Raw genomic sequence first — 25,830 nt, forward strand, 5'->3', positions numbered from 1 at the left:
TGAATTTACTTCTGACCACGGCCCATAAGTTCAAATTCAAACGTCTTCGATATAGATAGGTCAAACATTCTTAACGTTCCTGTCTGAGCAGAAAAGAAGGTGATTTTGCCAGACTGGGTGTCAACCCACCTAACACAAACGCCAACATTTTGCCGAAAACCTATCGGCCAGCGTCCTTCCACCTGCCACCCAGAAATTGGGCAGCAGTTGCGCCTTACCCCAATTTGGCAATCCAGACCAAACGCCTTTGATAATTAGACAAGAAGCTTTTAGGGTGTTCTGCCCAAAAAATGGCTTCTGACCCGCCAACCCTTTTACCAAAGGCTACAGGATGATCTGTATCCAAAAACGCGATCAAAACAGCACCATCAAGCGCTATCCTATTTAGCGGGTTTTCACTCCCTTCGCCTATTCAAAGAGGCTTTTCTAATTGCTATTCCAGATCAACTTACCTTAGTTTATCCCTGAAATCATGAAAAAATTAATGCTTTTACTCACCCTTATTACCCTGCCTTTTTTGGGGTTTGCCCAAAAAAACAAAGCAGGAGCTCCCAAAAACAAGAAATGCATTGAAGCCCAGGTTACTTGTAACGATGTGAAAATGTACCGTCAGGCAGGTACCTCCTCTGAGATTATCGCCAGTTTGAATACCACCGATGAAGTGCTGTACCACCACACAATAAACGGCCATTGGGCAGTGGTGAGCGTAGGCGACAAAGCTGGATATGTTCTTTTCAGTGAACTGACCAATCGGAAAGCGCAGTCCCCGGCGGGACCAGCAGTAGCGTTAGCTAAAAAACGGAAGTAAGTAAGTCCGTTCCAGATTGTCTTAAAAACCGTTTAGGCCCCAGTTAAAGGAAAACAGGCCTGAAACGAGATGTAGTTAACAAGCGCAGATGATGATGCAAAGCCCCGCTTCTGGCGGGGCTTTGCATTTATGGGCAGTGTTGATCAAACCTCCTACCATTACGCCATTTTGTTAGGGTCCCTGACCTTTAGAAAAGGCTGCCCTGCTCAGAAACACGTTCCAACACAGCGGGTACGTCGTGGCTGGTGGAATTCACCAGGGCAGAAACGGGGTACGCCATCATCTCCTCGGCAGGGTAGGGGCGGAGCAGTTCTACCAGGCGGGGCACATCGTCAGAGTTGGAGAGCCAGATTTTCTCCTCCTCGGGGTGTAAGATCGCAGGCATGCGGTTGTGGATGCCGGCCATGAGTTCATTGGGCTCAGTGGTGATGACGGTGAAGGTATGGAGGATCTCTCCCGTGCCGGGGTCTACCCATTCATCCCAGAGCCCGGCAAAAGTGAAAAGTTGCTCTTCCTTCATCAAAATGCGATAGGGTGTTTTGTCTTTGCCCACTTTCTTCCATTCAAAAAAACTATCGGCGGGTACCAGGCATCTTTTGTGGGCCACTAGCCGCTTAAAGGTTGATTTCTCCAGAATGGTCTCGGTGCGGGCATTGATAGGACGCAACCCATGCTCTTTTTCTTTGGCCCAGCTGGGCAGCAACCCCCATGAAAAGAACTGCACTTCCTCAGGAGCCTGGTTGGTGATCACGGGCAGAAGCTGGGAAGGGGCGGCATTGAAACGGGGCTCCTGCTGGTACTTGTCCAGAATCTGGGAGACCGTACTAGGGTGTTTGGGTTCTTTCCCTTTTTTCCGGGGAATCACTGAGTATCGTCCGCACATAAGAAATCTAGTTAAAGGGCCTCCTTTGGGTTTACGGCTGGTTTTCAGAAAAAGGACAGGAAAAGAGGCTGCCTTTTGAGGGTGTCCATCGTCTTCACTGACAGTCTTTAGAGCAGAAGAAACCTATTCCTAACCTAAGGTTTTGCCTAATTTTAGAGAAATAAAGTTAAGTTTAACCCAATTATACGCGTATCTCATTTCTAAACTACTACATAAAAGCAGACATGACCAATATGGAATTTGATTTTGGAATGGTTGGGTTGGGAGTAATGGGCCGGAATTTACTTTTAAATATAGCTGACCACGGCTTTTCGGTGGTAGGATTGGACCTTGATCCGGTGAAAGCCTCCGCGCTGGAAACCGAAGCTGAAGCCGGAAAAGCCGTGAAAGGCACCACTTCCATTGAGGAATTTGTGGGTTCCTTGCAAAAGCCTAGGGCGGTGATGTTGCTGGTGCCCGCCGGAAAAGCGGTGGATGCCGCCATTGCCAGTTTGGTTCCTTTGCTGGAGCCCGGCGACATTGTGATTGACGGCGGAAACTCCTACTTCCCTGACACCGACCGACGGGTGGTGGAATTGGCCCAGAAGAACATCCATTTCTTTGGCATGGGCATCTCGGGCGGGGAGAAAGGCGCGCGTTTTGGCCCAAGTATGATGCCGGGCGGTGACCGCCAGGCCTACGAGCGGTTACGTCCCATATTTGAGGCAGTGGCCGCTAAAGTGGACGGTGAACCATGCGTGACCTACCTGGGTAACGGATCAGCGGGGAACTACGTGAAAATGGTGCACAATGGTATTGAGTACGGCATCATGCAGCTTATTGCGGAGACCTATGACCTGATGAAACGGGGCCTGGGCAACCCCGATGAGGAAATGCAGCGCATGTTTGAGGAGTGGAACGCAAGCGAGGTGCAGTCTTTCCTGGTTGAGATTACCGGCCAGATTCTGAAAAAGAAGGACGAAGTGACCGGCCAGAATTTAGTGAACCTCATCTCTGACCGGGCCCGCCAGAAAGGAACCGGTAAATGGACTTCGCAGAACGCCATGGACCTGCAGGTGCCGCTGCCTACCGTAGATATTGCCGTGACCATGCGTGACATGTCGGCGTACAAAGAGGAGCGCGTATTGGCCGCCCAGAGCCTGGCCAGTGCCCCCATGGGAGAAGAGCAAACCCCCGAGTGGTACGTGTTGGAGCAACAACTTAAGAATGCCTTCTATTTTGCCATGCTGGTAACCTATGCCCAAGGCTTGGTGCAGCTGCGCGTGGCTTCGGCTACCTATAATTACGAGCTCGAATTACAGGAAGTAGCTAAAATCTGGCGCGGGGGCTGCATTATCAGAGCCGCTTGCCTGGAAGACATCCGTCAGGCATTTGAAACCAATCCGGAGCTTCCAAATCTGTTGCTGGACCCAACCATTGGGCAGGAATTGCTCAACCGGCAGGAAGATATGCGCAAGGTGGTGAAACTGGCCATTGACAAAGGCATTCCGGTGCCGGCCATGATGACCTCTCTGGCCTATTTTGACGCGTACCGCAGTGCTGTCTTACCTACTAACCTGATCCAGGCCCAACGCGATTATTTCGGGGCGCATACTTACGAGCGCGTTGACCAATCCGGCATTTTCCACACCCAATGGGATTAGGGTAGGCCTGTCAAACCATTTACCATCGTTTTAAAGCAAATACCCCCTAGTCTTATGCCTTATGTAGGGCTCGGGGAGAAGTGAATAAAAGTAAATTCCACTATGAAATCAGTTAAGAAAGCAGCCCCTACCATTGTGGTCATTTTTGGCGGGACTGGCGATTTAACGAAACGCAAACTGTTGCCGGCCTTTTACAATCTTTCCCTGGCAGGCTGGCTTCCGGATGAATTTGCGATCATCGGGTTAGGGCGTTCCGAGTTCAGTGACCCTGACTACCGCACCCATTTATACGAAGGCTTAACTGAATTCTCCCGTACCGGCCAACCAGAAAAGAAAAGCTGGGAAGCCTTCCACGAGAACATTTCCTACCTGCGTTCCGATATCAACGACCCTGCGGCCTACAAGCGGCTGGCCGAGAAAATGGATTCTCTGGACAAGGCTTGGGGGCTGCGCGCCAATCGGTTATTCTACTTGTCGGTGGCTCCCCAGTTCATTGAGGCCGCTACCGTTAATCTGCATAATGCCCAGTTAGCCAATGATGTGGAGAAAGACCACATTATCGTGGAGAAGCCTTTCGGGAAAGATCTGGAGACGGCCCGCAGCCTGAACAAGCTGTTAACGCAGCACTTTCAGGAAAGCCAGATTTTCAGGATAGACCATTACCTGGGCAAAGAGACCGTGCAGAACATTCTGGCCTTTCGGTTTGCCAATGCCCTGTTTGAACCTCTCTGGAACCGGAATTACATTGATTACGTGCAGATCAGCGTGGCCGAGGAAGTGGGCGTGGAAGACCGGGGCGGCTACTATGAGGGAGCCGGTGCCCTGCGCGACATGATCCAGAACCACCTGCTGCAACTCCTGTGCATGGTGGCCATGGAACCGCCGGTGTCTTTTGAGGCAGAGGAAATCAGGAACCGCAAGGCAGACGTGCTGCGGGCCATCCGTCCGTTGACTCACGAGCAGGTGACCCGTTATGCGGTAAGAGGCCAATATGGGCCGGGGTGGCAGCAAGGCAAGAAAGTGCCCGGCTACCGCGAAGAAGAGGGCGTGAACCCCAACTCCAATACCGAGACCTACGCCGCCGTAAAGTTCTACCTGGACAACTGGCGGTGGCAGGGCGTACCGTTTTACCTGCGTACCGGCAAAAGGATGCAGGAAAAGACCTCTTCCATCACCGTGCAGTTCAGACCCGTGCCGCACTCCACTTTTTCCAACTCCATGGCCGAAAGCCTCCTGCCTAACCGGTTAACCATCAACATTCAGCCCCAGATGGATATCAGGCTGCGGTTTACGGCCAAAAGGCCCGGTTTGGAAATGCAGCTTACCCCCGCCGAAATGGTGTTTGACTACGACAACTGCTCCACCCAAACGCCCGAAGCCTACGAAACTCTGCTGCTAGATGCCTTACAAGGAGATGCCACCTTGTTCATGCGCTCTGACCAGGTAGAGGCTGCCTGGGAGGTGGTGATGCCTATTCTGGAGACTTGGGAGTCACGTCCTTCGTTGGAGTTCCCCAATTATCCGGCTGGCATGTGGGGACCAGAGAATGCCGAGGCCCTTATTGCCCGTGACGGCCATACCTGGACCGTCACCAATTACTATCAAAGCCAAAAATAGAGGTACCATGATCAAGGTGTTTGATTCTCCTGCTCAACTAAGCAGAGCGGCGGCGGAAATTTTTGTGCAGACGGCGCAGGAAGCAGTACAGGAAAACGGCCGCTTTTCCGTGGCCCTCACCGGGGGCTCCTCGCCGGAGCAATTGTATAAGTTATTGGCTCATCCCCTGTACCGTGACATGGTGCCCTGGGAGCATACTTATATTTTCTGGGGAGACGAGCGCTGGGTACCGCTCACCGATGACCGGAGCAACGCCAAGATGGCCTTTGAGACCCTCCTGTACCATGTGCCCATTTCCAAGAGCCATATCTTCCCGATGTGGGGAGAAGGTACCCCCGAGGCTTTTGCCCAGGTTTACGAAAAACAGCTCCAAAACCATTTCGGCAGCAACACTCCGCAATTTGACCTGATCTTGCTGGGTATGGGTGACGACGGGCATACCGCTTCTTTGTTTCCGGGCACGGCGGTGTTGCACGAAAAGGAAAGGATGGTGCAAGCCTACTACCTGGAGCCCCAGTCTATGTACCGCATCACGTTAACGGCCCCTTGTCTAAACCAGGCCAAAAAGATCGTGTTCATGACGTACGGCCAGAAGAAAGCCAAGGCCCTGCACGAAGTTCTGGAAGGGGAGCCTAACCCAGAACTGTATCCGACCCAACTCATCCGGGCGGTACAGGCAGAACCCATCTGGCTCGTGGATGAAGCTGCTACCAGCCTCCTGACCAAGAAAGCTTAACCCCGATAAAGCAAGGAAGCTACTCTAAGCCAGCGTGTTTCTAAATAGGACCTTTAGAGACGCGCTGGCTTTTTCCATCCTTTTCTACTACTACATTCTTAGAACCACAGCTTATGAAATCTTTCCTCCTCAGTCTTCTTTGTGTTATGTTGTTTTCGCAGGCATTTGCCCAAACTCCGGTGAAAGTGGCCATAGCCGGCCTCACCCACGGCCATGTGGACTGGTTCTTCAATCGGCCCGGAAAGCAGGACATCACCCTGGTGGGAATCTACGAACCTAACAAAGAACTGGCAGACAAATACGCCAAGCGGTACAAGCTCAACCAGAAGCTGTTTTACACCGACCTCAACAAGATGTTGGATCAGGTGAAGCCTGAAGCGGTTTCGGCTTTTGGGGCAATTAGTGAGCACATCATGGTGGTGAGGGCCTGCGCTCCCCGCAAGATTCATGTCATGGTGGAAAAACCGCTGGCTTTCTCTTTGGCTGAGGCAAAGGAGATACAGGCATTGGCGGCCAAACACGGCATCCAGGTGCTGACCAATTTTGAAACTTCATGGTACGCCAGCAACCAGTATGTACATAACCTGGTGCGGAAAGGGCAGTTGGGCGATATCCGGAAAGTGATGGTAAATGATGGGCACCAGGGGCCAAAGGAAATTGGCGTCAGCAAGGAGTTCCTGGACATCCTGACTGATCCGGCTAAGAACGGGGCCGGGGCATTGATGGATTTTGGGTGCTACGGGGCCAACTTGATGACCTGGCTTTTGCAGGGCGAAAAACCGGTTTCGGTTACGGCCGTGATTCAGCAAAACAAGCCCGAAACATACCCGAACGTGGATGACGAAGCCTCCATCATTCTGCAGTACCCCAAAGCCCAGTGCATCATCCAGGGTTCCTGGAACTGGACTTTCCCGCGCAAAGACATGGAGGTGTACGGAAACAAAGGCTATGCTATAGCCGTGGATGCCACCACCGTGCGGCAGCGGTTAAGCAACGATGCGCCGGAGAAGGAAACAAAACTGGAGCCCCGGCCAGAACCTTACACCGATCCATTTTCCTTTCTGGCCTCGGTGGTGCGCGGTAAACTTACCTTAGACAAAAATGACCAATATGGCCTACCCGTAAATGTCACAGTGGTGGAGATTCTGGAAGCAGCAAAGGAATCAGCTAAGCAGAAGAAAACAGTCTTCCTGAAATAGGAGAGGAGTTCAGTGCTGTTTTCGGAAAGCGAGTTAAAAGCGGATAATTATCCTTTCCAGGTTTCTACAATCGCTAATCCTATGGTTAACTATACCTGCGTAAAGGCTTTGAAATTTAGACATTGGCTAAGGGCGTAAAGTACCTTCAAATAAAAAAGCTCTGGCTTATGCCAGAGCTTTTTTGGTGTTTTGGTAAAACCAGGCTGTTAATGGCGTACCATCAGGCGCTGGGTGGCTACTTCTTTTTCAGAGACTAGCTTGATCAGGTAAACCCCTTCAGCGAGCGTAGTGGCGTCTACCTCATAGGAGAAGGACTGATTCTCCTGGGCTTTTCCTTTGGCTACGGTTTTTACCAGGGTTCCTTTCAAGTCATACACGGCTACCTCAAACTGACCTGCTTTGCTTGAAGTAAAGGCAATCACTGCCTTGCTTTGGGCCGGGTTAGGAAACACCCTTAAGGCAACAGGAAGCTCTTGTTTTAAGGAAGCAGTTTGGCTGGTAGCCAGGCTGGTTGTGGTACAAGCCCCTAATTTATCGCCGTGTGCTAAGTGGATTTGCACTTCCTCTGTTCCCACGGTGGTAGCTACTCCTTTATGGCAAAGCACTACTTTGTCCATTTTCTTACCGCCTCTGGCATCAATCACGGTAATGGTCACCGAGGCACTGGCGGTACAGGCATCACTATTGGAACCAACTACGGTAAAGGTGTAAGTCCCGGCGGCGGTTGGCGTAAAGGTGGCACTGGCCTGATTTGTATTTTTCAACCCAGGTGCTGGATTCCAGGTAAATTTAACCGCTTTGGGAGTTTGGGCCGTGAGCGTTACACTTTTGGCGCCATACCCCAAGTAAAGCGTGTTGGCATTGCCCCCGGTGTAAACAGTAGAAGAAGGCGTAACGGATATGGTAGGCGTTTGAAGCGGCGCTTTTACCTTGCCATCACAGTTGCGGTCAATCCCATCGCACAGGTCTGTGGCGGCCGGGTTGATGGAGTTGTCCTGGTCGTTGCAGTCTCCGGCTTGGGTAACGTAACCGATAGGTGCCTCGCAGGCCAAGGTGGTTACCGCCGCATTTCCGAAGCCATCGCCATCAGCATCTGCGTAGAACGTGGTTTTCACCCCTTCGTCTGTCTGGCCATTGCAGTCATTGTCCACACCGTCGCAAACTTCCGGAGCGCCGGGGTACACCGAGGCATTTTGATCGTTGCAATCGGTTTCTGCTGTCACGCCATCACCGTCCGCGTCTGGATAAAGTACTTGAATGGTGAGCGGTGAGGAAGTGGTAGACAAGCCCTCGTTATCGGTAGCTTTCGCGGTCAGAACGTATGTGCCCGGAGTTACATTCTGCCAATTGAAAGTGTAAGGAGCCGTCGCGTCTTCTCCCAGTTTGGTGGTACCATTAAAGAACTCCACTAAGGTAACGGACCCATTTTCATCAGTGGCGGCAGCCGTCAGAGAAATGGTGGCCGGTGCGGTAAAGGTAGAAGAGGTGGGACTGGTGAAAGCCACGGTAGGTGGGGTATTGACAGGTACTGTGGTTTCTTCGCCGTAGACCTCCAGTTCAAAAATGGAATACCCGTACGGCAAGGCGCGTTGGGTACCGTACACCCGGATGTACTGGCCAATGGCTTCCAGACTGGTATGGTTATTCACCAGGGTTGAATTGCCGACCACGTCTTTAATGGTATTCCAGGTCAGGCCATCGTTAGAGATCTGTACCTGATAGTCTTTGGCATAAGCAGGTTCCCAGGTGATTCTCACTTGGTTCACCTTGTAAGTTTTGCCCAGGTTAACGGCCAACCATTGCGGATCACTGAAGGTGCTGGACCACCGGCTTCCCAGGTTTCCGTCTACGGCATTCTCACCGGCGGTACCCGGGGCCTCATTGGAAGAAGTAGTCACTGGTTTGTTCAGGGCCAGATTGGAAGCGAAAGGGTTAGACGAGTTCACCGTCACAGACACCGCCGTGCTGCTGGTGTTTAGACCACTGTTGTCCATGGCTTTGGCAGAGAGCGAGTAGGTGCCGGCCGCAACGTTGTTCCAGGTATAAGAATAGGGAGCGGTGTTGTCTGAGCCTAGCAAATTGGTGCCGTTGTAGAACTCGACCAAGCTCACGGAGCCATCGGCATCTGCTGCATCGGCTGTGATGGTAATGCTAGCCGGGGCCGAGAAGGTGGCAGAAGCCGCGGGTGAGGTAATACTAACGGTTGGTGCAGTGGTGTCTGGAGTGCCACCACAGGTTTCACCCACGGTGTAGCTGTGAGGGGTAGCCGCTGAGTTTCTTTCCGGACCATTCGCGCCCACTTGGTAGGTGAAGTAGATACTCAGGGGTGTGCCCGCAGCAATAGGTTTGGAGAAGGTAAAGTCACCGGCGGCATTCTTGGTCATGGTATATCCTGGGTAAGCACCAGCGGCGCCTTCCCTGATGTAGATGATGGCCAAATTCCCTCCGGCTGTTGCGCCTAGTGGATGGAACGTGAAGTTCACGTTTTCACCAGTAGTAACGGCTTTATAGCTGTAATCTCCGTTGGCGGCAGTTGCGCAATAAGCATCCGGAGCGGCTCCATACACTTCCAGTTCAAAGATGGAGTACCCGTAAGGTAATGCCCGCTGGGTGCCGTAAATCCGAACGTACCGGCCGTTGGCAGTTAATCCTGCGTGGTCGTTCACCAAGGTGGTATTGCCAGTGATGGTCTTAACGGAAGTCCAAGTAGTTCCATCTAAGGAAGTCTGTACTTCATAGTCTTTGGCGAAGGCTGGTTCCCAGGTGATCTTTACTTCGTTAATGTTGTAGGCGGCCCCTAAATCCACGGAAAGCCATTGCGGGTCGCTGAAAGCACTGGCCCAGCGAGTAGTGGCATTTCCGTCCACGGCGTTTGAACCTGGGTTGGAAGGGTTCTCAACGGATGAAACCGTAACCGATTTATTCAGGGCCAGGTTAGGTCCACGGCTGGCAGCCTCCTGCACGGTGATCTTCACCTCAGAAGAGGTAGTGACCAAGCCTCCGTTGTCTGTGGCTTTGGCAGAAAGGGTGTACTCTCCTGCGGCTACATTGGTCCAGGTGAAGGCAAAAGGAGCGGTTACATCTTCCCCAATCTTGGTGGTGCCACTAAAGTATTCCACTTTAGAGACGGTGCCATCTGGGTCAGAGGCATCGGTGCTGATGGAGATGCTGGCAGGCGCGGTAAAGATGGCCGAAGCTGCAGGGGAGGTAATGGTTACCACCGGAGCAGTGTTGGCTGGTGCCTGGGTGCTGAAATACATATTATCCAGGTAGAAATCAGCATTGACGGTGGGGGCATCTCCGGCAAACACGAAGGCCTGGGTCAGGTTGGTTAAATCAACGTTGGCGAAATTTGACATCGGGATCACCACTTCATGCCATTCGCCGTCACGCACCAAGCCAAACTTCTGGACATTGGCCGGAAACTCAATCCAACTTTCGCCGCCGCTGGTGATGATGCCAAGTTTGAACGGACCGGTGAAAGCCGTTTTGAAGTGGAATTTCAGAGAACCGGTCTTAAAATGGCTGATGTTTTTAACATCATGGGCAATACCAAAGCCAAACCAGTTACCTGGCGTAGCCCGGAAAGCCAGTACTTCAGAACCTTCTAAAGGAGCAGCCCCGGCAATGGCAGTAAGGCCGTTCCAGATAAAGAGGTTGGCATCCTGCCCGTACACTAGTTTCTGGGTGATGGCAGCGTTCTCTGTGTAGATACCAAATTCATTGGCTACCACAGAATTGTCTTTCACTACCACAGCTACCGCCTCAGAGGTGGTGGTCAGCTTTCCGTTGTCGGTGGCTTTTACGGTGAGGTTATAGGTGCCGGCGGCCACTCCAGACCAGGTATAGCTGAAAGGGCTAGTGAGATCGGTTCCCAGCAGGGTAGTGCCGTTGTAGAACTCCACTTTGTAGATAGAGCCATCATCGGTGGCAGTGGCATTGATGGTCACCGTAGCCGGAGTAGTGAAGCTGGAGCTTGCCGTGGGGCTGGTGATGGATACTACCGGTGGCGTGTTGTTGGGAGCTGCTACAAACAGGGTGACCGGTTTAGAGGTAGTGACCGCACCTTCGTTGTCAGTGGCCTTTGCTGTGATGGTATGGACTCCTGCCGGGGCGTTGTTCCAGGTGAAGCTATACGGACTGGTGTCATCTGATCCCAGCAGTACGTTGTTTTGGAAGAAGTCTACCTTGGTGATGCTTCCGTTGGCATCGGTGGCCGAGGCGTTCAACGTAATAGCGGCGGAGGTAGAAAATACCGCCTCGTTTGCCGGTGAAGTAAGAGACACCTCGGGATACGGGTTCGCCGCTACTCCGCCGCTGTAATGGATATTGTCTATGTAGAAATCTGCGGTGGCACCCGGCGCATCCCCAGCCAGCATAAACGACTGGGTAATGGAGGCCAGGTCAATGTGCATGCCCATGTTAGGGTTGTTGAAGGCACTCAACGGGATGCTTACCTCGTGCCACTGCCCATCTCGAACCAACCCAAACTGAGTAGCCCCAGGCGGAAAATTTATCCAGCTTTCTCCGTGCCCACTCGTGATGCCTACCTTGAATTGACCGGCGTAGGAGGTTTTTAGGTTGAATTTCAGGAAACCATCGGCAAAGTTGAGGAGGTTGATGGCTTTGTTTTCCACGCCTAACCCAAACCAGTTTCCGGCCAAGGCTCGTAATGCCAGCACCTCGTTTCCCTCAAAGGCAGTAGCATCAGGAATGGTGGTCAGGTTGTTCCAGATGTAGAGGTTGGCGTCTTGCCCGTAGGTGAGTTTGTTGTTAACCTGCGGGTTTTCGGTGTAAATTCCGAAAGTACCGGCAAAAGCATTGTCCTTGCCCAAGTACAGCTCATCTCCGGCGTTCTGGTACAGTTTAATATAGTCCACGTACATTTTGCCAGGGAGAGGAGCGGTAACTCCGGCAGCGGTAGGAATGCCGGTGTAAATACCACCCACCGCCAAATTCAATATGATATACTGCGACTGATGGAATTCTTCCAGGTCTGACGCAGATGCCCCGGCAATGTTGAAGCTGAAGAACTCAGTCCCGTCTATGAAAACCTTTATGAATTCGGCATCCCAAGTCATTTTATAGACATGGTAGTCGTCGGTTAAATTGGTAGGGCTGTTGTAGTCTTTGCCATAGTCTGCCTGGGCATTGCCGCTTTCCCAATGCACGGCGGCTCCCGCGCGTTTATTGGTCATGCCGTCCCGGATGGCTGCTGCCGAACCCATTTCCATGATGTCAATCTCGCCACTAGCAGGCCACCTGCCGGTGGTGCCTAACATCCAGAAAGCGGGCCATAAACCGTTCTCCAGATTGGGTACCTTGATTCTGGCTTCTAGGGTGCCGTATTTGAAATGGACTCGCCCAAAGGTTTTCATCCGGGCGGAGGTAAAGGGTTTCCCTTGGAAGTTTTCACGCCGGGCCTCAATCAGGAGGTTGCCGTTTTCGAGCCGGGCATTTTCGGGCCGACTAGTATAATACTCTAGCTCGTTGTTCCCCCAACCGCAGATACCTCGCTCGCAGCCATCGCCAAAATCGAAGGTCCAGTTATCGGGGTTGATGGTGGTTCCGTCAAAGTTTTCTTCCCAGACCAAGGTTTGGGCCCTGGACAAGAAAGAACTACATAACAGGAGCCCCAACAGAAGGAGTGACTTACCCTTTTTAAGCAGGGTAGTCCTGGCATAGTATAGAATCTTCATAAAGGTTTAAGGATTAAATGTTAGAAATATTAAGAGGTATAGATTCTGCCTTTGAGGCAGAAAATTTAAATCTATAGAAGAAGTTGTTGTATTCCAGTTATGTAATTCCTGCCGCACATTTTAAATGCAGAAAGAGAAAACCTGATTCTTTGTTGTAATAAGGTATTGTAGAAGAGTGCTTTAAGGAATAAGATGGATTAAATGTAGGGAAGATGGGCAGGTGGCTCCTAATCTTTGCCTACATCAATACTACATCAGCCCTATCTGAACAGATACATCAGAATTACTACAAAGGGGTAAAGGACCCTTTTTTAGACTAAAATGAAGGATATGTTAAGGGTTTTGCGCTTTAGGTATGTTTTTGGTAAAAGAGGGCTGTATTAAGCCTTTTATGTTGAAGATTTTATATCTGTGAAGTGGTGACGCAAAACCCTCAAAGGTTTTATGTGAGATTCTGAATTCCAATAAGCAAGGTAAAGCCCCGAGGTGGTACCATATTCAACACTAATGATAAGTAACCAGCTTGCTGGCCACACAGAAAACAAAACAGCCGCTCAACAGGAAAGTTGAGCGGCTGTTTTACTATAACCTAAAGAGTAAATCTTTGGTCAGATTACTTGCTACTTGGGTAAATTGATCAGGAAGCTGGTGCCCTGTCCTACCTGGCTGTTGACCTCTATACGTCCCCCCATTGAATCCAAGTGGGTTTTAATAAGGAACAAGCCCATGCCGCGGCCCTCAGTGTGGGTGTGGAAGCGCTTGTACAGCTTGAAGACGTTTTTTCGGTTCTTAGCCATGTCAAAGCCAGAGCCGTTGTCGGTGAAGGTGATGGCTGTGCCTCCTTTTGGGGTGTTGTAGCACTTGATATCCACTTGCAGCCTGCGTCCCTCGGCACGGTATTTAACAGAATTGGAGAGCAAATTGTAGAGGATGCTGTACAGGTAGGCCTTGTTTGTCTTCAACTTAAGGTCATCGTTTATGTCTACGTTGACGGTAGCTCCCGCGCTCCTGAGTTGCTCCTCTAACCCCGACATGGCTTGCAAAATCACATCGTTGACGTCTACCTGCTCCCGCTGGATATCGCCGCGCCTGTCTCTCACACTCAGGATGGTGTTCATGTCCCGCAAGACGGTGTCCATCCTAAACAAACTCAGCCTTAAGTAAGATAAAGATTTGTCAAATGCTGCCGAGTTGCGGTCTGCGGTAGACAGCAGGTTGGCCAAGCCCATGGCGTTGGCCACAGGGGTGCGCAAATTATGGGAGACAATGTACGTGAACTGCTGTAAGTCGCTGTTTTTCCGGTAAAGGTCTTTGGTGAGTTTTGAAAGTTCCTGTTCTGACCGCTTGAGGCAGGTGATATCAGTCTGGATTTCCACGTACCGGGATATAGAACCCATTTGGTCAAAAATGGGTAAAACCTCTACTGACACTAAGACCTCCTCGCCGCATTTTTTCAGGCTTTGGATCTCAAACGTAATGGGTTCTCCGCAGAGCAGTTTTTCCTGCAAGGAGGCAAACGTGTCTTTGCAGGCTTGTGGCCGATGTAGCAGGGCAGAGGGTTCCTGCCCCATTGATTCTTCCAAGGTATAACCAAATAGTCTAGTGAACCCCTCGTTTGCCCATTCTATTTTCCAGTCTTTATCGGTGATCAGGACGCTGTTGTTTGTTTTGCTCGCCACAAAGGAGAGCTTTCTGAGTTCGTCTTGCGTCTCTACCTGACCGGTGACATCATCCACGTAAATGGAAAGGCCCTGGGTGGCCGGATAGGCTTTGGCCCGCAGCCATTTTCCGTGTTCTTTCAGAAAAGCGGTAAAGTCTACCGTTCTGCCGGTGGCCATGGAGCTGTGGCATTTAGAGTAGAACTCGCCGCCAAACTCCTGGGGCAGGATGTTCCAAAGGCTGACTCCCATGTGCTGCCCTTTCACCGATGGCATCAGTTTTTCGGCTTCTTTGCTCAGGAAGGTGATTCGCCAGTCCCAGCTTACCATTAAAAAGGCGTGGGTAATGGTTTCTTGGGGCTTATTCTTCTCATAAGCGCTAAACATGGGGGTGAAATCTTTTGGTCCGCCCACCATGCCTCCGTTGACAAATACCGGATAGCGTAAGGAGTCAAATAACCGGCGCTTTGTGTCAAGGCCACGGCCTGTCACCCCGTTCTCTTTGCTTTCCCGTAGCCAATCGGTTAGTTTTTCCTCTGCTTTAGGCGCTAACCCCGATAAAAGAAACGAGGTGCAGGGGTGTTTGATTGAATCTTCTTTCTGGGCGGAGGTGCCTTTTGGGTTTGTGTCTGGTTGTTTCTGGCTGCTGACCTCAAGCCCGGTGATGTCACGCCCAACGCAGAACATGACTTCGTCTTCTTCAGACCAGGCCGTGGACCAAAGGACATGAACCTCGGTTCCGTTTTTATGGAGTAAGCGGTTCACTAAGTCCCGGCACTTTGCCCCTTTGACGGCCCCCTGTAAAGCCCGTTGGGTTTTGTCGATGTCCTCTGGGTGCAACAGTTTGGTGAAGTGTTGCCCTTCCAGTTCCCAACCCTCGTATCCTAACATTCCTGCACTAGCCTCGCTGGCATAAGTATAGCACCCACTATGATCCAGGGTGCAAAGCAGGTCTAAGGATACTTCCGCCATTCGTTCCCAACGTATGTTGGTTTTCAATTCTCTGAATTGGGACTCTTTCAATGGACACCTCCTTAGTTTAAATTGTCTTTATTGGCTTATGGATTCATGAATATAATAGAAAAATAATACATTGCAATAGTTTATATGAGTTTTATTAGGGTTAATTAGATTGAATAGTGATATACCGAGCAGTATTAGGGTTACTTCTAATCATAAATTAGACCATTTTGATACACCTACCTTCCTCTTTTAGATTGTGGCAGGCTTATTCATGAACATTCTTGGGAAAATTTTGCATAGGTGCTTTTCCCCATCTTTAAAGGCCTGAACATCTGATAGCCATTTTGTTTTGGGATATTTTTAAAATCATCACCTGTTTCATAAGGTAGACTCTGGATCAAGATTTTCTGGAGTAGAACTTGTGCATCGGTGTAAAATTGATGGGAGGGCGTGCGCTTTTGAAATTTCATGAGATCCTAAAAAAGCAGGTGCCTTAATTGAAGGGTAAGCTATCAACCAGCTTGCAACACCAACAACTCAAAAGTGTATTTACCACCTAGTGAGTATTAATAGGAAAGAGCATTTATTAAGGTGTATTTATGATTATAATAGATGCTTGATCTTATATAAAGTCATTTTTTTATTTTCCATAAAAAATTAATAAAATATTTAGGGAATATCTATTTTGATGCTACCTTTAGATAGTTGAATATGTATGGACATATAGACATATAAGGCGCCTCTGGTATGAAGGTATTCAATATAAATCATGGCAGTGCCATTCCTCTCCACTTGCAGGTAGAGGACCTGCTACGGGAACTTATCAAGAATCCGGAGTACCAGGAAGGGAAACTATTACCCAACGAGGTGGCCTTGGCTAAACAATTGGGCATTTCCAGAAACACTGTGCGCCAAGCCACGAACAAATTGGTTTTTGAGCGCCTGCTCATCCGGAAGAAGGGGGTGGGTACTACGGTCTCCAAAGACAACATCACCACCAAACTTGACAAGTGGTCAAGTTTCACCCACGAGATGGGGGAGAAGGGCGTCACCTTCCGCAACTATGAGATTGAAGTGAGCCTGGTAGATGCCGATGACGAAATCAGAAGGCTCTTCAACATCACCCGCAAGTCTAAAGTAGTGAAACTAGAAAGACTGCGTGGTCTTGACTCTGGCCCTGTGGTGCTGTTTATCTCTTATTTCCACCCGCGGGTGGGGTTAACCGGCAATGAGGATTTCACCCAGCCCCTCTATGACATGCTGGAGAGAACGTACCATACGGTGGCAGCGGTGTCAAAAGAGGGAATCAGCGCTATTCTAGCAGATAAAGAACTATCTGAGAAACTGGAAATTGAGGTGGGTGATCCGGTGCTGTTCCGGAAACGGGTGGTATGTGACCCAGGGGGCAGACCCATTGAATATAATATAGGCTACTACCGGGCCGATCGGTTTACCTACACCATTGAAATAGAGAGAGGGTAATCTGTCCCTTTCCTGAGAATTCTTTTGAAGTACTTCCCCCGTTTTAGCAGCGGTAGGTTGCAGGGGCTTTTAGCTCTTAGGGAATCTATCAGCTTTTAACATACCCTTTTTCAGTGCCTTTTTGAACCCAGGTTTCAGATTCCCGTCCTACCTCTGATTGTAGGTATGTAGGGACATATGAACATAGCACAGGAGTAAAGTACCGCTTCACCTTTTACTTTTTGTCTTCATATGATTCACCTCAAGACAAGGCTTGTCGTCTTTAAATTACTGGTGTGCTGCGCTTTCAGCACCTGCTTTCATCAGGCGAAAGGGGATTCATTCTCCATGGCCTGGAGAGCAACCTCAGAAAGAACAATCCAAGGGAAAGTAACTTCCCGTGATGGGAATGAGCCTTTGGCGGGCGTTAGTGTGACGGTGAAAGGCACTACTAACGGCACGTCCACGGACGCGCAGGGAGTATTCACCCTTTCGGTACCAGATGAGAATGCGGTGCTAGTGTTTTCCTACATTGGGTACGTTTCGCGGGAAATACCCGTAAAAAATCAAAATTCGCTTTCTGTCGTTTTAAGCCCGAATAGCCAGGAACTGTCCCAAATCGTGGTAATTGGCTACGGCACCACTACTAAAAGTGATTTAACAGGATCAGTGGCCTCGGTGAAGTCAGAGGAGATTCTGGCTACGCCGACCACCTCGTTTGAACAAGCCCTGCAGGGAAGGGCTGCCGGCGTACAGGTCACCCAAACCTCCGGGAAACCGGGTGCAGAGGCTTCCATCCGAATCCGGGGAACCAGCTCCATCAATGCCGGTAACGAGCCCTTGTATGTCATAGACGGTATGTTGGTGAGCAGTGACGCCAATGACATGTCGTTGGGCGTGAACCTAGGACCCCGCATCAGTGCCTTGTCTACCATCAATCCGAATGACATTGAATCGATTGAGGTGTTGAAAGACGCCTCGGCAACGGCCATTTACGGATCAAGGGGAACCAACGGCGTGGTGCTGATCACGACCAAACGCGGTAAGTCGGGTACGGGAACCGTTACCTTTGACACCTATTACGGGGTGCAGGAGGTGGCCAACAAACTGGAGGTCCTGAACGCGGCCCAGTTCGCCGATTTTGTCAACGAAGCCAAGATCAACGCCAACCAAACCCCCATCTATAACAACCCCGCCAGCCTGGGAGCCGGCACCGATTGGCAAGGTGAAATTTTCCGGACGGCACCCATCGCCAATTACCAGCTTTCCTTCTCCGGCGGCGATGAGAAAACCAGGTACGCCATCACCGGCGGGTATTTCGTCCAGGACGGGATTATCCGTAACTCAGACTTCAAACGCTATTCCTTTAGAGCCAATTTAGACCGGGACCTGAGTTCTAAACTGGCAGTAGGCAATAGCGTAAGTTACTCCCGCCTAACCTCCTCCGGCGTGTTGACCACTACTGAGACCATTGTGCCTGGTGTCACCACTTCCGCCCTGTTGTTCAATCCCATTCTGCCGGTGTACAACCCTAATGAGCCCGGCGGCTATACCTTTGAGAACCGGGGCGGCAGTTACCTGGGCAAAACCCTGGGCAACCCCGTGGCCGATGTGGATGCCTTTACCTCCTACGGGGTTTCGTCCAGAATTCTGGGAAATGTCTACGCCCGCTATAAAATCTTGGAGAACCTGGAGTTCAGGTCTAGTTTCGGAATTGATGGGTTTTCCTCCAAGGAGAACGCTTTTGGCCCCAATTTCCTAAAACGCACCGAAGCCAGCAAAGGGGAAGCCTCCATTGGAACTGTCACAGGGCTTACTTGGCTCAATGAAAACACCTTGACCTACAAGCCGGTCATCAACGAAGACCACAAAGTAGACTTTTTGCTAGGTTACACGCTACAGGAGTTCAATAACGAGAGCCTGCTGGTTTATGCCTTTGACTTCCCCGATGACCGGACTGGGTACCATGATATTTCCGCAGGGCTGTTGCCCCAGAAACCCGCTAACGGGGAGTCCAGGTGGAGCATGGTGTCTTACCTGGGCCGGGCTAACTACACGCTCTTTGACCGGTTCCTGTTTACTGCCACGGGTCGGGTAGACGGCTCCTCCAAGTTCGCCTCCGGAAAGCAGTACGGGTTCTTCCCTTCGGGGGCAGTTGCCTGGCGGCTTTCAGATGAAGCCTTCATCCAGCAATTCTCCTTTATCTCTGACCTGAAACTGAGAACCAGTTACGGTATCATCGGGAACCAGGCTATTCCGCCCTACCAGTCTTTGTCCTTGGTGGGGGCCTACGGACAGGGCGTTTTCAACGGGACGGAAGTCTACACCGGGCGTGAGCCGCTCTCGTTCGCCAATAAGAACCTGAAGTGGGAAACTACCGCTCAGTTTGATCTTGGGTTGGATGCCTCTTTCTGGAACAACCGGCTATCTGTTACCGCTGACATCTACGAGAAGAAAACCTCTGATCTGCTCTTGTCCACGCCAGTTCCTTATACCACCGGTTTCAACTCCACCGTGCTTAACGTGGGCAATATCCGCAACCGAGGCTTTGAGTTCGATGTCCGGACGATCAACACTAAAGGCGCCCTGGACTGGAGAACTTCTCTCAATTTTACCGTGAACCGGAACGAGGTCACCAACCTGAACAGTGAGACCGATATTCTCATGGGTGGTGGCACCTTGCTGCGGGTAGGGGAGCCGGTGGGTACGTTTTACGGCTATATTTTTGAAGGGATCTTCCAAACAGACGAAGAAGCCAGAACCAGTCCGGTGCTGAAAGGACAGGAGGCCACCTCTTCCAACCCTGCCTCCAGGGCCAAAGCCGGAGACCGCAAGTACCGTGACATCAACGGTGACCAGGTCATTGACGAGAAAGACCGCACCATTCTGGGCAGCGCCCAACCTGATTTCACATGGGGCCTCACCAATACCCTTTCCTTTAAGAACATTGACCTTAGCTTCTTTTTCCAGGGATCGCAGGGCAACAAGATGGCCAACCTGAACCTGTTCGACCTGCAGAATTTCACCGGTCAGAACAATGTCCTGGCCGAAGCCGCCCTGAACCGCTGGACTCCCAATAACCCTAGTACCAAATACCCGCGGGCACTGGCCGCCGGCAGTCTTGACAACGGGGTGTTTTCCTCCAACATCGTGGAAGACGCTTCCTATATCCGCCTGAAGAATGTGAGTTTGGGTTACCGGGTACCTACTTCGCTCACGCAGAAAGTGAAGGTGAAAACGCTCAGGATCTACGCCAGTGCCACCAACCTTTGGACCTTAACGGACTACTCGGGCTATGACCCTGAGGCAAACACCTTCGGGCAGAGCACGGCCATTATTGGTGTGGATCGGGGCGGGTATCCGCAGGCGAAAACCTACTTAGTTGGGCTAAACATCGGGTTTTAATTTTCCAGAAAGATTACATGAAGACGTATCTTAAAATCCTCAGAAAAGCGAGCCTGGCCCTACTGGTCCTGCTCTCCTTGCCTTCCTGCCAGGACTTTCTGGAGGAAGACCCCAAGAACTTTGTGGCGGTCACCAACTTCTACCGGAACGCCGACGACGCGGTGCAGGCCGTGAACGCCATCTATGCCTACCTGAACTCCACCAGCACCGGCTCCACGGCCGGAGTCTATCACAGCACCTTATGGGTAACGGCGGGCCTGGCATCGGATGAATTACTGAACCAGCACCCTTTCGCGCCAGACCTGGATCAAATCGCCACTTTTTCGCATGGCCCGCAGAATGCCGCCTTGCTGGAGATCTGGGCCATGCACTACAAGGCCATCACAGTAGCCAACATTGCCATAGAGCGCATCCCAGCCATCCAGATGGACCAGGCCTTGAAAGACAGGCTCCTGAACGAGGCCCGTTTCCTGAGAGGCTTACTGTATTTCAACCTAGTACGCATGTTTGGCAGCATTCCCCTGCTCACGAAAGAGGTGGAGCCCCTGACCCCGGCCGTGGCCACCCCAGATGAAATCTACGCCCAGATCATCGCAGACCTGACCTCAGCTGAAGCGCTCCCTTTGAGTTATCCGGCTGGGAGCGGAAAAGGACGGGCCACCCAGGGAGCGGCCAAAGGCATACTCGCCAAAGTCTATCTCACCCGCCAGGAGTGGGACAAAGCTTCCCAGAAAGCCAAAGAGGTAATTGACTCGAACCAATATGCCCTTTGGGAAGATTTTAACCAGGTTTTCAAATTAGCCAACAGAAACGGTAAGGAGGCTATCTTCTCCGTTGGATTCGGGGACCAGGGAGGCGCCATCAGTTTCTGGGAAGTAGGCCAATTCCAGGTGCGGCTGTTGCCCACTGAACTCAGCGCCGAAGGCGTGGAGAATGCCCAGGGCTGGCAAATTCCCACTATGCAGCTGTTTAATACTTTTGACTTCAACGACCGCAGAAGAGAGGTCACTTTCCTGACCGAGTACATCAATAGAAGCGGAGCCGTTACCCCCATCCGGCCCTACATCCAGAAGTACTGGGACCGGGCCATGGAGCCTAAGGGAAATGGCAGTGAGAATGACTTTCCGGTATTGCGCTACGCAGATGTGCTCCTAATGTACGCCGAGGCCAACAATGAATTGGGCAATGCTGCCCTGGCGCATGAATACATCAACTTGGTTCGCAAGCGCGCCCGCTTTGACGGAACCTCCTACCGCACCACCGTCCCTGATTACGTGGGGCTTACCAAAGAGCAGATGCGGGAAGCCATTCTGAAGGAAAGGGCCATGGAGTTTGTAGCCGAAGGCCACCGCTGGTTTGACCTGGCCCGCACCAAAACCCTGGAAATGCTGGTGCCCTTGGCCAAACCCGGGGTAGTTCCGGCTTCCAAGCATTACCTGTTCCCCATTCCGCAACGGGAGCGCGACCTGAACCCCAACCTTCCGCAGAACAACTACTAACGGGCCCCGCAAGATGACAGAACGTATTGCCATCGCCATGGACTTGGGCGGCACCAAGATAAAGCTGGGACTGGTGCAGGATGGGAAAGTCTTGGGCATGACTCAGATAGACGCCTACTCAGACCAGGGCCTCCGGGGAAGGTTGCCTTTTGTAAAACTCACCATTGACAAGCTGCTGGAAGAAAAGAACATTTCACCAGACCAAGTTAGCGGAGTAGGAGTTTCCATTCCCGGCATAGTAGATAGCGTGCAGCGGAAGGTGTTGTCTATTGATAAAAAGTACGGGGACGCTCCGGAGATTGACTTCCCGGCCTGGGCGCAGCAAGCCTGGGATTTACCCATCATTTTAGAAAACGATGCCCGTTCTGCCTTGGTGGGCGAATGGCAGTACGGGCACGGAAAGGGCGTGGACAATGTGGTGCTCATGACCTTGGGTACCGGAGTAGGAACCTCAGCGGTCATTGAGGGCAAAGTATTAAGAGGCAAACATTTTCAGGCGGGTTGCTTGGGAGGACATTTCACCGTGAACCTATCGGGTGGGGTCTGTAACTGCGGCAACATCGGTTGTGTGGAAGCAGAGTCCTCCAGCTGGAGCCTGGAGGAAAAGGTAAAAGCGCAGCCGCTGTACCCTAAAAGCCTGTTACGGGTAGAGCCGAAGATTGACTTCTCAGTGCTGTTCCAATGGGCAGAGAAAAAGGACCAACTGGCCCTACAGATGCGTGACCAGTGCCTAGATGTATGGTCAGCCTGCGCCATCAACCTCATCCATGCCTATGATCCGGAGGTGCTGCTGCTGGGCGGGGGCATTATGGGAAGCGGCGCTTACATTATCCCGTACCTGCAGGCTAAAATAAATGAACTGGCCTGGACTCCCTGGGGGAAAGTGGAAGTGCGGGCTGCTTCCTCCTTTGACAGTGCGGCCCTCCTAGGGGTTGGGTATTTAGTGTTTCACCAAAACTAAACGGCTTTGAAAAAATCAAACTACGATAAGTATCCCGAGATCAGAGTGGAAGGCCATACGTGTGTGGCAGGGTGGGGAAACATTGGTCAAGAAATCAGGCAAAAGGTAGCGAATACAGCCAGGCAAAAAGTGGTGGTAGTGGTAGAGTGTTACCATGGTGTAGACACGGAGGAAGTCCTTCCAGGCCTGATGCAGACTCTACAGCCTGTTGCTACCATCCGCGCCTCAACCGCCTTCAAATCTGAAAGACAGATTGATGAGTTAGTAGCAGAATACGTGACCGATGATCCGGTTTTCGGGTACATGGCCCCATTGCACTTAGCTGATTTTCTTGACGCCCACAAACTGGAAACCGCCAAAACGGAAATCCAGCAAACCTCTCAAGGAGTGATTCTGGTAGTAGGAACGGGCGCCAGCCTCATAGCACCTGAGGCCGATCTTTTGGTTTACGCCGATATGCCCCGTTGGGAAATCCAATTGCGGTTCAGGAGAAACAAAGTAGGGAACCTGGGAGTGAACAATGAAGAGGAATCCTTCGCTTACCTCTACAAAAGAGCCTTCTTTGTGGATTGGCGGGTGTGTGACCGGCATAAGAAGACTTTAATGACCAAGTGGGATTATGTATTGGATACCACCCAGCCCGATGCTCCCAAACTAATTTCCGGAACTGCTTTACACCATGCCCTGCAACACACCCTCACCCGGCCCTTCAGGGTGGTGCCTTTCTTTGACCCTGGTCCGTGGGGAGGGCAGTGGCTGAAAGACGTCTGTGACCTGGACCGCTCAGAACAGAACTTCGCCTGGGGCTTTGACTGCGTGCCGGAGGAGAACAGCCTTTTGTATCGTTTTGGCGAAAACGTGCTGGAAATACCCTCGCTTGATCTGGTGTTTTCGCACCCCAAAGAACTGCTGGGCGAAGAGGTATTTGAAGCGTTCGGGGATGAATTCCCCATTCGGTTCGATTTCCTAGATACCATGGAAGGCGGAAACCTCAGCCTGCAGGTGCACCCGCTCACCGAGTACATCCAGGAGAAATTCGGGATGCCCTATACCCAGGATGAAAGCTATTACATGCTGGATGCCAAAGACGATGCCTTTGTGTACCTGGGCATGAAAGAAGACGTGGTGCCCGAGCGCATGATCCATGAACTGGAAGCCGCGCAAACCCAGGGCCAGTACTTTGAGGCCGAGAACCACGTGGAGAAATGGCCCATCAAAAAGCATGACCATGTACTTATTCCGGCCGGGACGGTGCATTGCTCGGGCGCTAACAGCGTGGTGCTGGAGATAAGTGCCACCCCCTACATTTTCACTTTTAAACTTTGGGATTGGGGCCGCATGGGCTTGGACGGGAAACCGCGGCCTATTTCTCTGGAACACGGTAAAAACGTGATCCAGTGGGACCGCACCACGCAATGGACGCAGGAGAACATCCTGAACAAGGTAGAGCCAGTGGCCCAAGGCGATGGCTGGCGCGAAGAAAGAACTGGCTTGCATGAAGGCTCCTTTATTGAAACCCGCCGGCACTGGTTCACCAAAACAGTACCGCACCACACCCAGGGCATCGTGAATGTCCTGAACCTGATTGAAGGCACCGAGGCTATTGTGGAAAGCCCCACCCAAGCCTTTGAACCCTTTATTATCCATTACGCCGAGACCTTTATTGTGCCCGCCGCGGTGGGGGCCTACTCCATCCGGCCGCACGGAGAAGGCGTGGGCAAGGAGTGCGCTACCCTGAAAGCCTACGTGCGTACGCCATTGGATTTTAACGCAAAATACTCCTTCAACCAAAACTAAGCCGTGTATGGAAAAGGCAGGAAGTAACTGGTTTGTGTACCGCATCACCCTGGTGGCCGCCGTAGGTGGGCTGCTCTTCGGGTATGATACGGCCGTGATTGCTGGGGCCATTGGGTTTCTGCAGATCAACTATGATCTGTCCTCGGCCATGATGGGCTGGATCGCCTCCTGCGCCATTGTGGGTTGCATGATAGGAGCGTCCTTTGCCGGAGCGCTCAGTGATAAAATAGGGCGAAAGAAAGTGCTGATGTTATCCGCGGTGCTGTTTGCGGTCTCTTCCGTAGGAACGGCCATGCCCCCGGATTTGACGTGGTTTGTTATCTTCCGGCTGATAGGCGGGTTGGGCATCGGGATTGCCTCCATTCTGGCTCCCATGTACATCACCGAGATCGCCCCGGCGGCCATCAGGGGAAGGTTAGTCTCTTTGAATCAACTGGGAATTGTGTCCGGCATCCTGCTCATCTACTTCGTGAATGCGGGCATAGCCGGCTTGTATGACGAAGCCTGGAACATCACCACGGGTTGGCGCTGGATGTTTGGGTCGGGGGTCATTCCTTCGCTCATTTTCATGGGTTTGCTCTTTTTTGTGCCCGAAAGCCCCCGATGGCTCGCCAAGAAAGGGTATGTAAATGAGCCGCTGGCGATTCTTACCAAAATCAACGGCGAGAGAGAAGCCCAACTGGAACTGAAGCAGATTATGAATACCCTCTCCGAAGAATCGGGCACCGTGGGGGAACTCTTCAAGCCGGGTTTACGGAAAGCCCTTTTCATCGGGGTGGTATTGGCCATTCTCTCGCAGGTGACGGGCATCAACGCCATCATGTATTATGCCCCCGAGATCTTCAAATCAACCGGTGACGGTTCTGATTCTGCTTTGCTGCAGACCATTCTGGTAGGCGCCGTGAACCTACTTTTCACCATCGTGGCCATCAAGTATGTAGACAACTGGGGGCGAAAAGGACTGTTGCTGGCCGGCTCGGCGGGCATGGCGGTCTGCCTGCTCATCATCGGGGGTGCCTTTTACCTGGACATGGTCAAAGGATACATCGTGCTGGTCTTCATTTTGGCGTACATCTCTTTCTTCGCTGTATCACTAGGGCCCCTGGCCTTTGTGATCATTGCCGAGATTTTCCCGAACCGCACCCGCGGCCGAGCCATGTCTATTTGCCTGGGCGCGCTTTGGGTGGCCGTGTACTTCGTCTCCCAGTTTTTTCCCATCCTGCTGGAAGCCATCGGGAGCGCCTACACTTTCTGGATTTTCATGGCCATGTCGGTATTGACTTTTGTGTTTGTCTGGACCCTGGTGCCCGAGACCAAAGGGAGAACCCTGGAGGAAATTGAAAAGTCCTGGACCGCGGGCCAGCCGGAAAGACTTAAACCTGATCCGGTGGTGGCCCGGTGACCTGCCGGTGGCGCTGCTTTTGACCTGTTTTTAGAAAAGTAGGCCTCAAACAGAACTCCTTCCACCTGCTGCTACTGCTGCTGCCCAGAATGTACCTGC

The 25,830-nt window shown here is 51.6% G+C and carries 14 protein-coding genes; 11 read left to right on the top strand and 3 right to left on the bottom strand.

The features are described 5' to 3' along the window. The first annotated feature begins 472 nt into the window (after window positions 1–472). The gene (locus ACW9SV_RS09580) at window positions 473–808 is read left to right on the top strand and encodes a hypothetical protein (RefSeq protein ID WP_479556539.1); all 336 of its coding nucleotides are present in this window, start codon (window positions 473–475) and stop codon (window positions 806–808) included. Window positions 809–995: 187 nt separating this feature from the next. Here the strand turns inward: ACW9SV_RS09580 and ACW9SV_RS09585 are convergent, their stop codons facing one another. Continuing rightward, window positions 996–1,691, bottom strand: coding sequence for an SOS response-associated peptidase (locus tag ACW9SV_RS09585; RefSeq protein ID WP_479556540.1), 696 nt, complete (start codon window positions 1,689–1,691; stop codon window positions 996–998). A 224-nt stretch (window positions 1,692–1,915) separates the two neighbouring features. Here ACW9SV_RS09585 and gndA point away from each other — a divergent pair, with 224 nt between their 5' ends. The 4 genes from gndA to ACW9SV_RS09605 all read left to right on the top strand — a co-directional run bounded on the left by gndA (window position 1,916) and on the right by ACW9SV_RS09605 (window position 6,886). Beyond that, window positions 1,916–3,334, top strand: coding sequence for an NADP-dependent phosphogluconate dehydrogenase (gene gndA, locus ACW9SV_RS09590; protein WP_479556541.1), 1,419 nt, complete (start codon window positions 1,916–1,918; stop codon window positions 3,332–3,334). Window positions 3,335–3,436: 102 nt separating this feature from the next. Then, window positions 3,437–4,951: a glucose-6-phosphate dehydrogenase gene (gene zwf / locus ACW9SV_RS09595; protein WP_479556542.1), complete on the top strand. Its 1,515-nt coding sequence runs from the start codon at window positions 3,437–3,439 to the stop codon at window positions 4,949–4,951. 7 nt (window positions 4,952–4,958) lie between these two features. Next, window positions 4,959–5,687 carry a 6-phosphogluconolactonase gene (pgl, locus tag ACW9SV_RS09600; protein ID WP_479556543.1) on the top strand — a complete coding sequence of 243 codons (729 nt, stop codon included), beginning with the start codon at window positions 4,959–4,961 and terminating at the stop codon, window positions 5,685–5,687. Between the two features lie 113 nt (window positions 5,688–5,800). Then, complete coding sequence (locus tag ACW9SV_RS09605; RefSeq protein WP_479556544.1) at window positions 5,801–6,886, top strand: Gfo/Idh/MocA family protein; 1,086 nt, start codon at window positions 5,801–5,803, stop codon at window positions 6,884–6,886. A gap of 206 nt (window positions 6,887–7,092) precedes the next feature. On the opposite strand, the gene ACW9SV_RS09610 is transcribed toward ACW9SV_RS09605, so the two are convergent. After that, on the bottom strand, window positions 7,093–12,585 hold the full coding sequence (locus ACW9SV_RS09610; RefSeq protein WP_479556545.1) for an Ig-like domain-containing protein: 5,493 nt from the start codon (window positions 12,583–12,585) through the stop codon (window positions 7,093–7,095). A gap of 620 nt (window positions 12,586–13,205) precedes the next feature. Continuing rightward, window positions 13,206–15,242, bottom strand: a complete 2,037-nt coding sequence (locus tag ACW9SV_RS09615; protein ID WP_479556546.1) for a PAS domain-containing sensor histidine kinase — start codon at window positions 15,240–15,242, stop codon at window positions 13,206–13,208. A 711-nt stretch (window positions 15,243–15,953) separates the two neighbouring features. Between ACW9SV_RS09615 and ACW9SV_RS09620 the strand changes: the two genes are divergently transcribed. The 6 genes from ACW9SV_RS09620 to ACW9SV_RS09645 all read left to right on the top strand — a co-directional run bounded on the left by ACW9SV_RS09620 (window position 15,954) and on the right by ACW9SV_RS09645 (window position 25,731). After that, window positions 15,954–16,688, top strand: coding sequence for a GntR family transcriptional regulator (locus tag ACW9SV_RS09620; RefSeq protein ID WP_479556547.1), 735 nt, complete (start codon window positions 15,954–15,956; stop codon window positions 16,686–16,688). 327 nt (window positions 16,689–17,015) lie between these two features. After that, complete coding sequence (locus ACW9SV_RS09625; protein ID WP_479556548.1) at window positions 17,016–20,072, top strand: SusC/RagA family TonB-linked outer membrane protein; 3,057 nt, start codon at window positions 17,016–17,018, stop codon at window positions 20,070–20,072. A gap of 17 nt (window positions 20,073–20,089) precedes the next feature. Further along, entirely contained in the window at window positions 20,090–21,571 is a 1,482-nt protein-coding gene (locus tag ACW9SV_RS09630) for a RagB/SusD family nutrient uptake outer membrane protein (RefSeq protein ID WP_479556549.1), read from the top strand. A 13-nt stretch (window positions 21,572–21,584) separates the two neighbouring features. Then, window positions 21,585–22,532 (top strand): ROK family protein, encoded by a 948-nt coding sequence (locus ACW9SV_RS09635; RefSeq protein ID WP_479556550.1) that lies wholly within the window; start codon window positions 21,585–21,587, stop codon window positions 22,530–22,532. A 6-nt stretch (window positions 22,533–22,538) separates the two neighbouring features. Continuing rightward, window positions 22,539–24,329: a class I mannose-6-phosphate isomerase gene (locus ACW9SV_RS09640; protein WP_479556551.1), complete on the top strand. Its 1,791-nt coding sequence runs from the start codon at window positions 22,539–22,541 to the stop codon at window positions 24,327–24,329. A 7-nt stretch (window positions 24,330–24,336) separates the two neighbouring features. Beyond that, complete coding sequence (locus ACW9SV_RS09645) at window positions 24,337–25,731, top strand: sugar porter family MFS transporter (RefSeq protein WP_479556552.1); 1,395 nt, start codon at window positions 24,337–24,339, stop codon at window positions 25,729–25,731. Window positions 25,732–25,830: the final 99 nt, after the last annotated feature.

It is taken from the genome of Rufibacter sp. JT20002 (genome assembly GCF_056491185.1).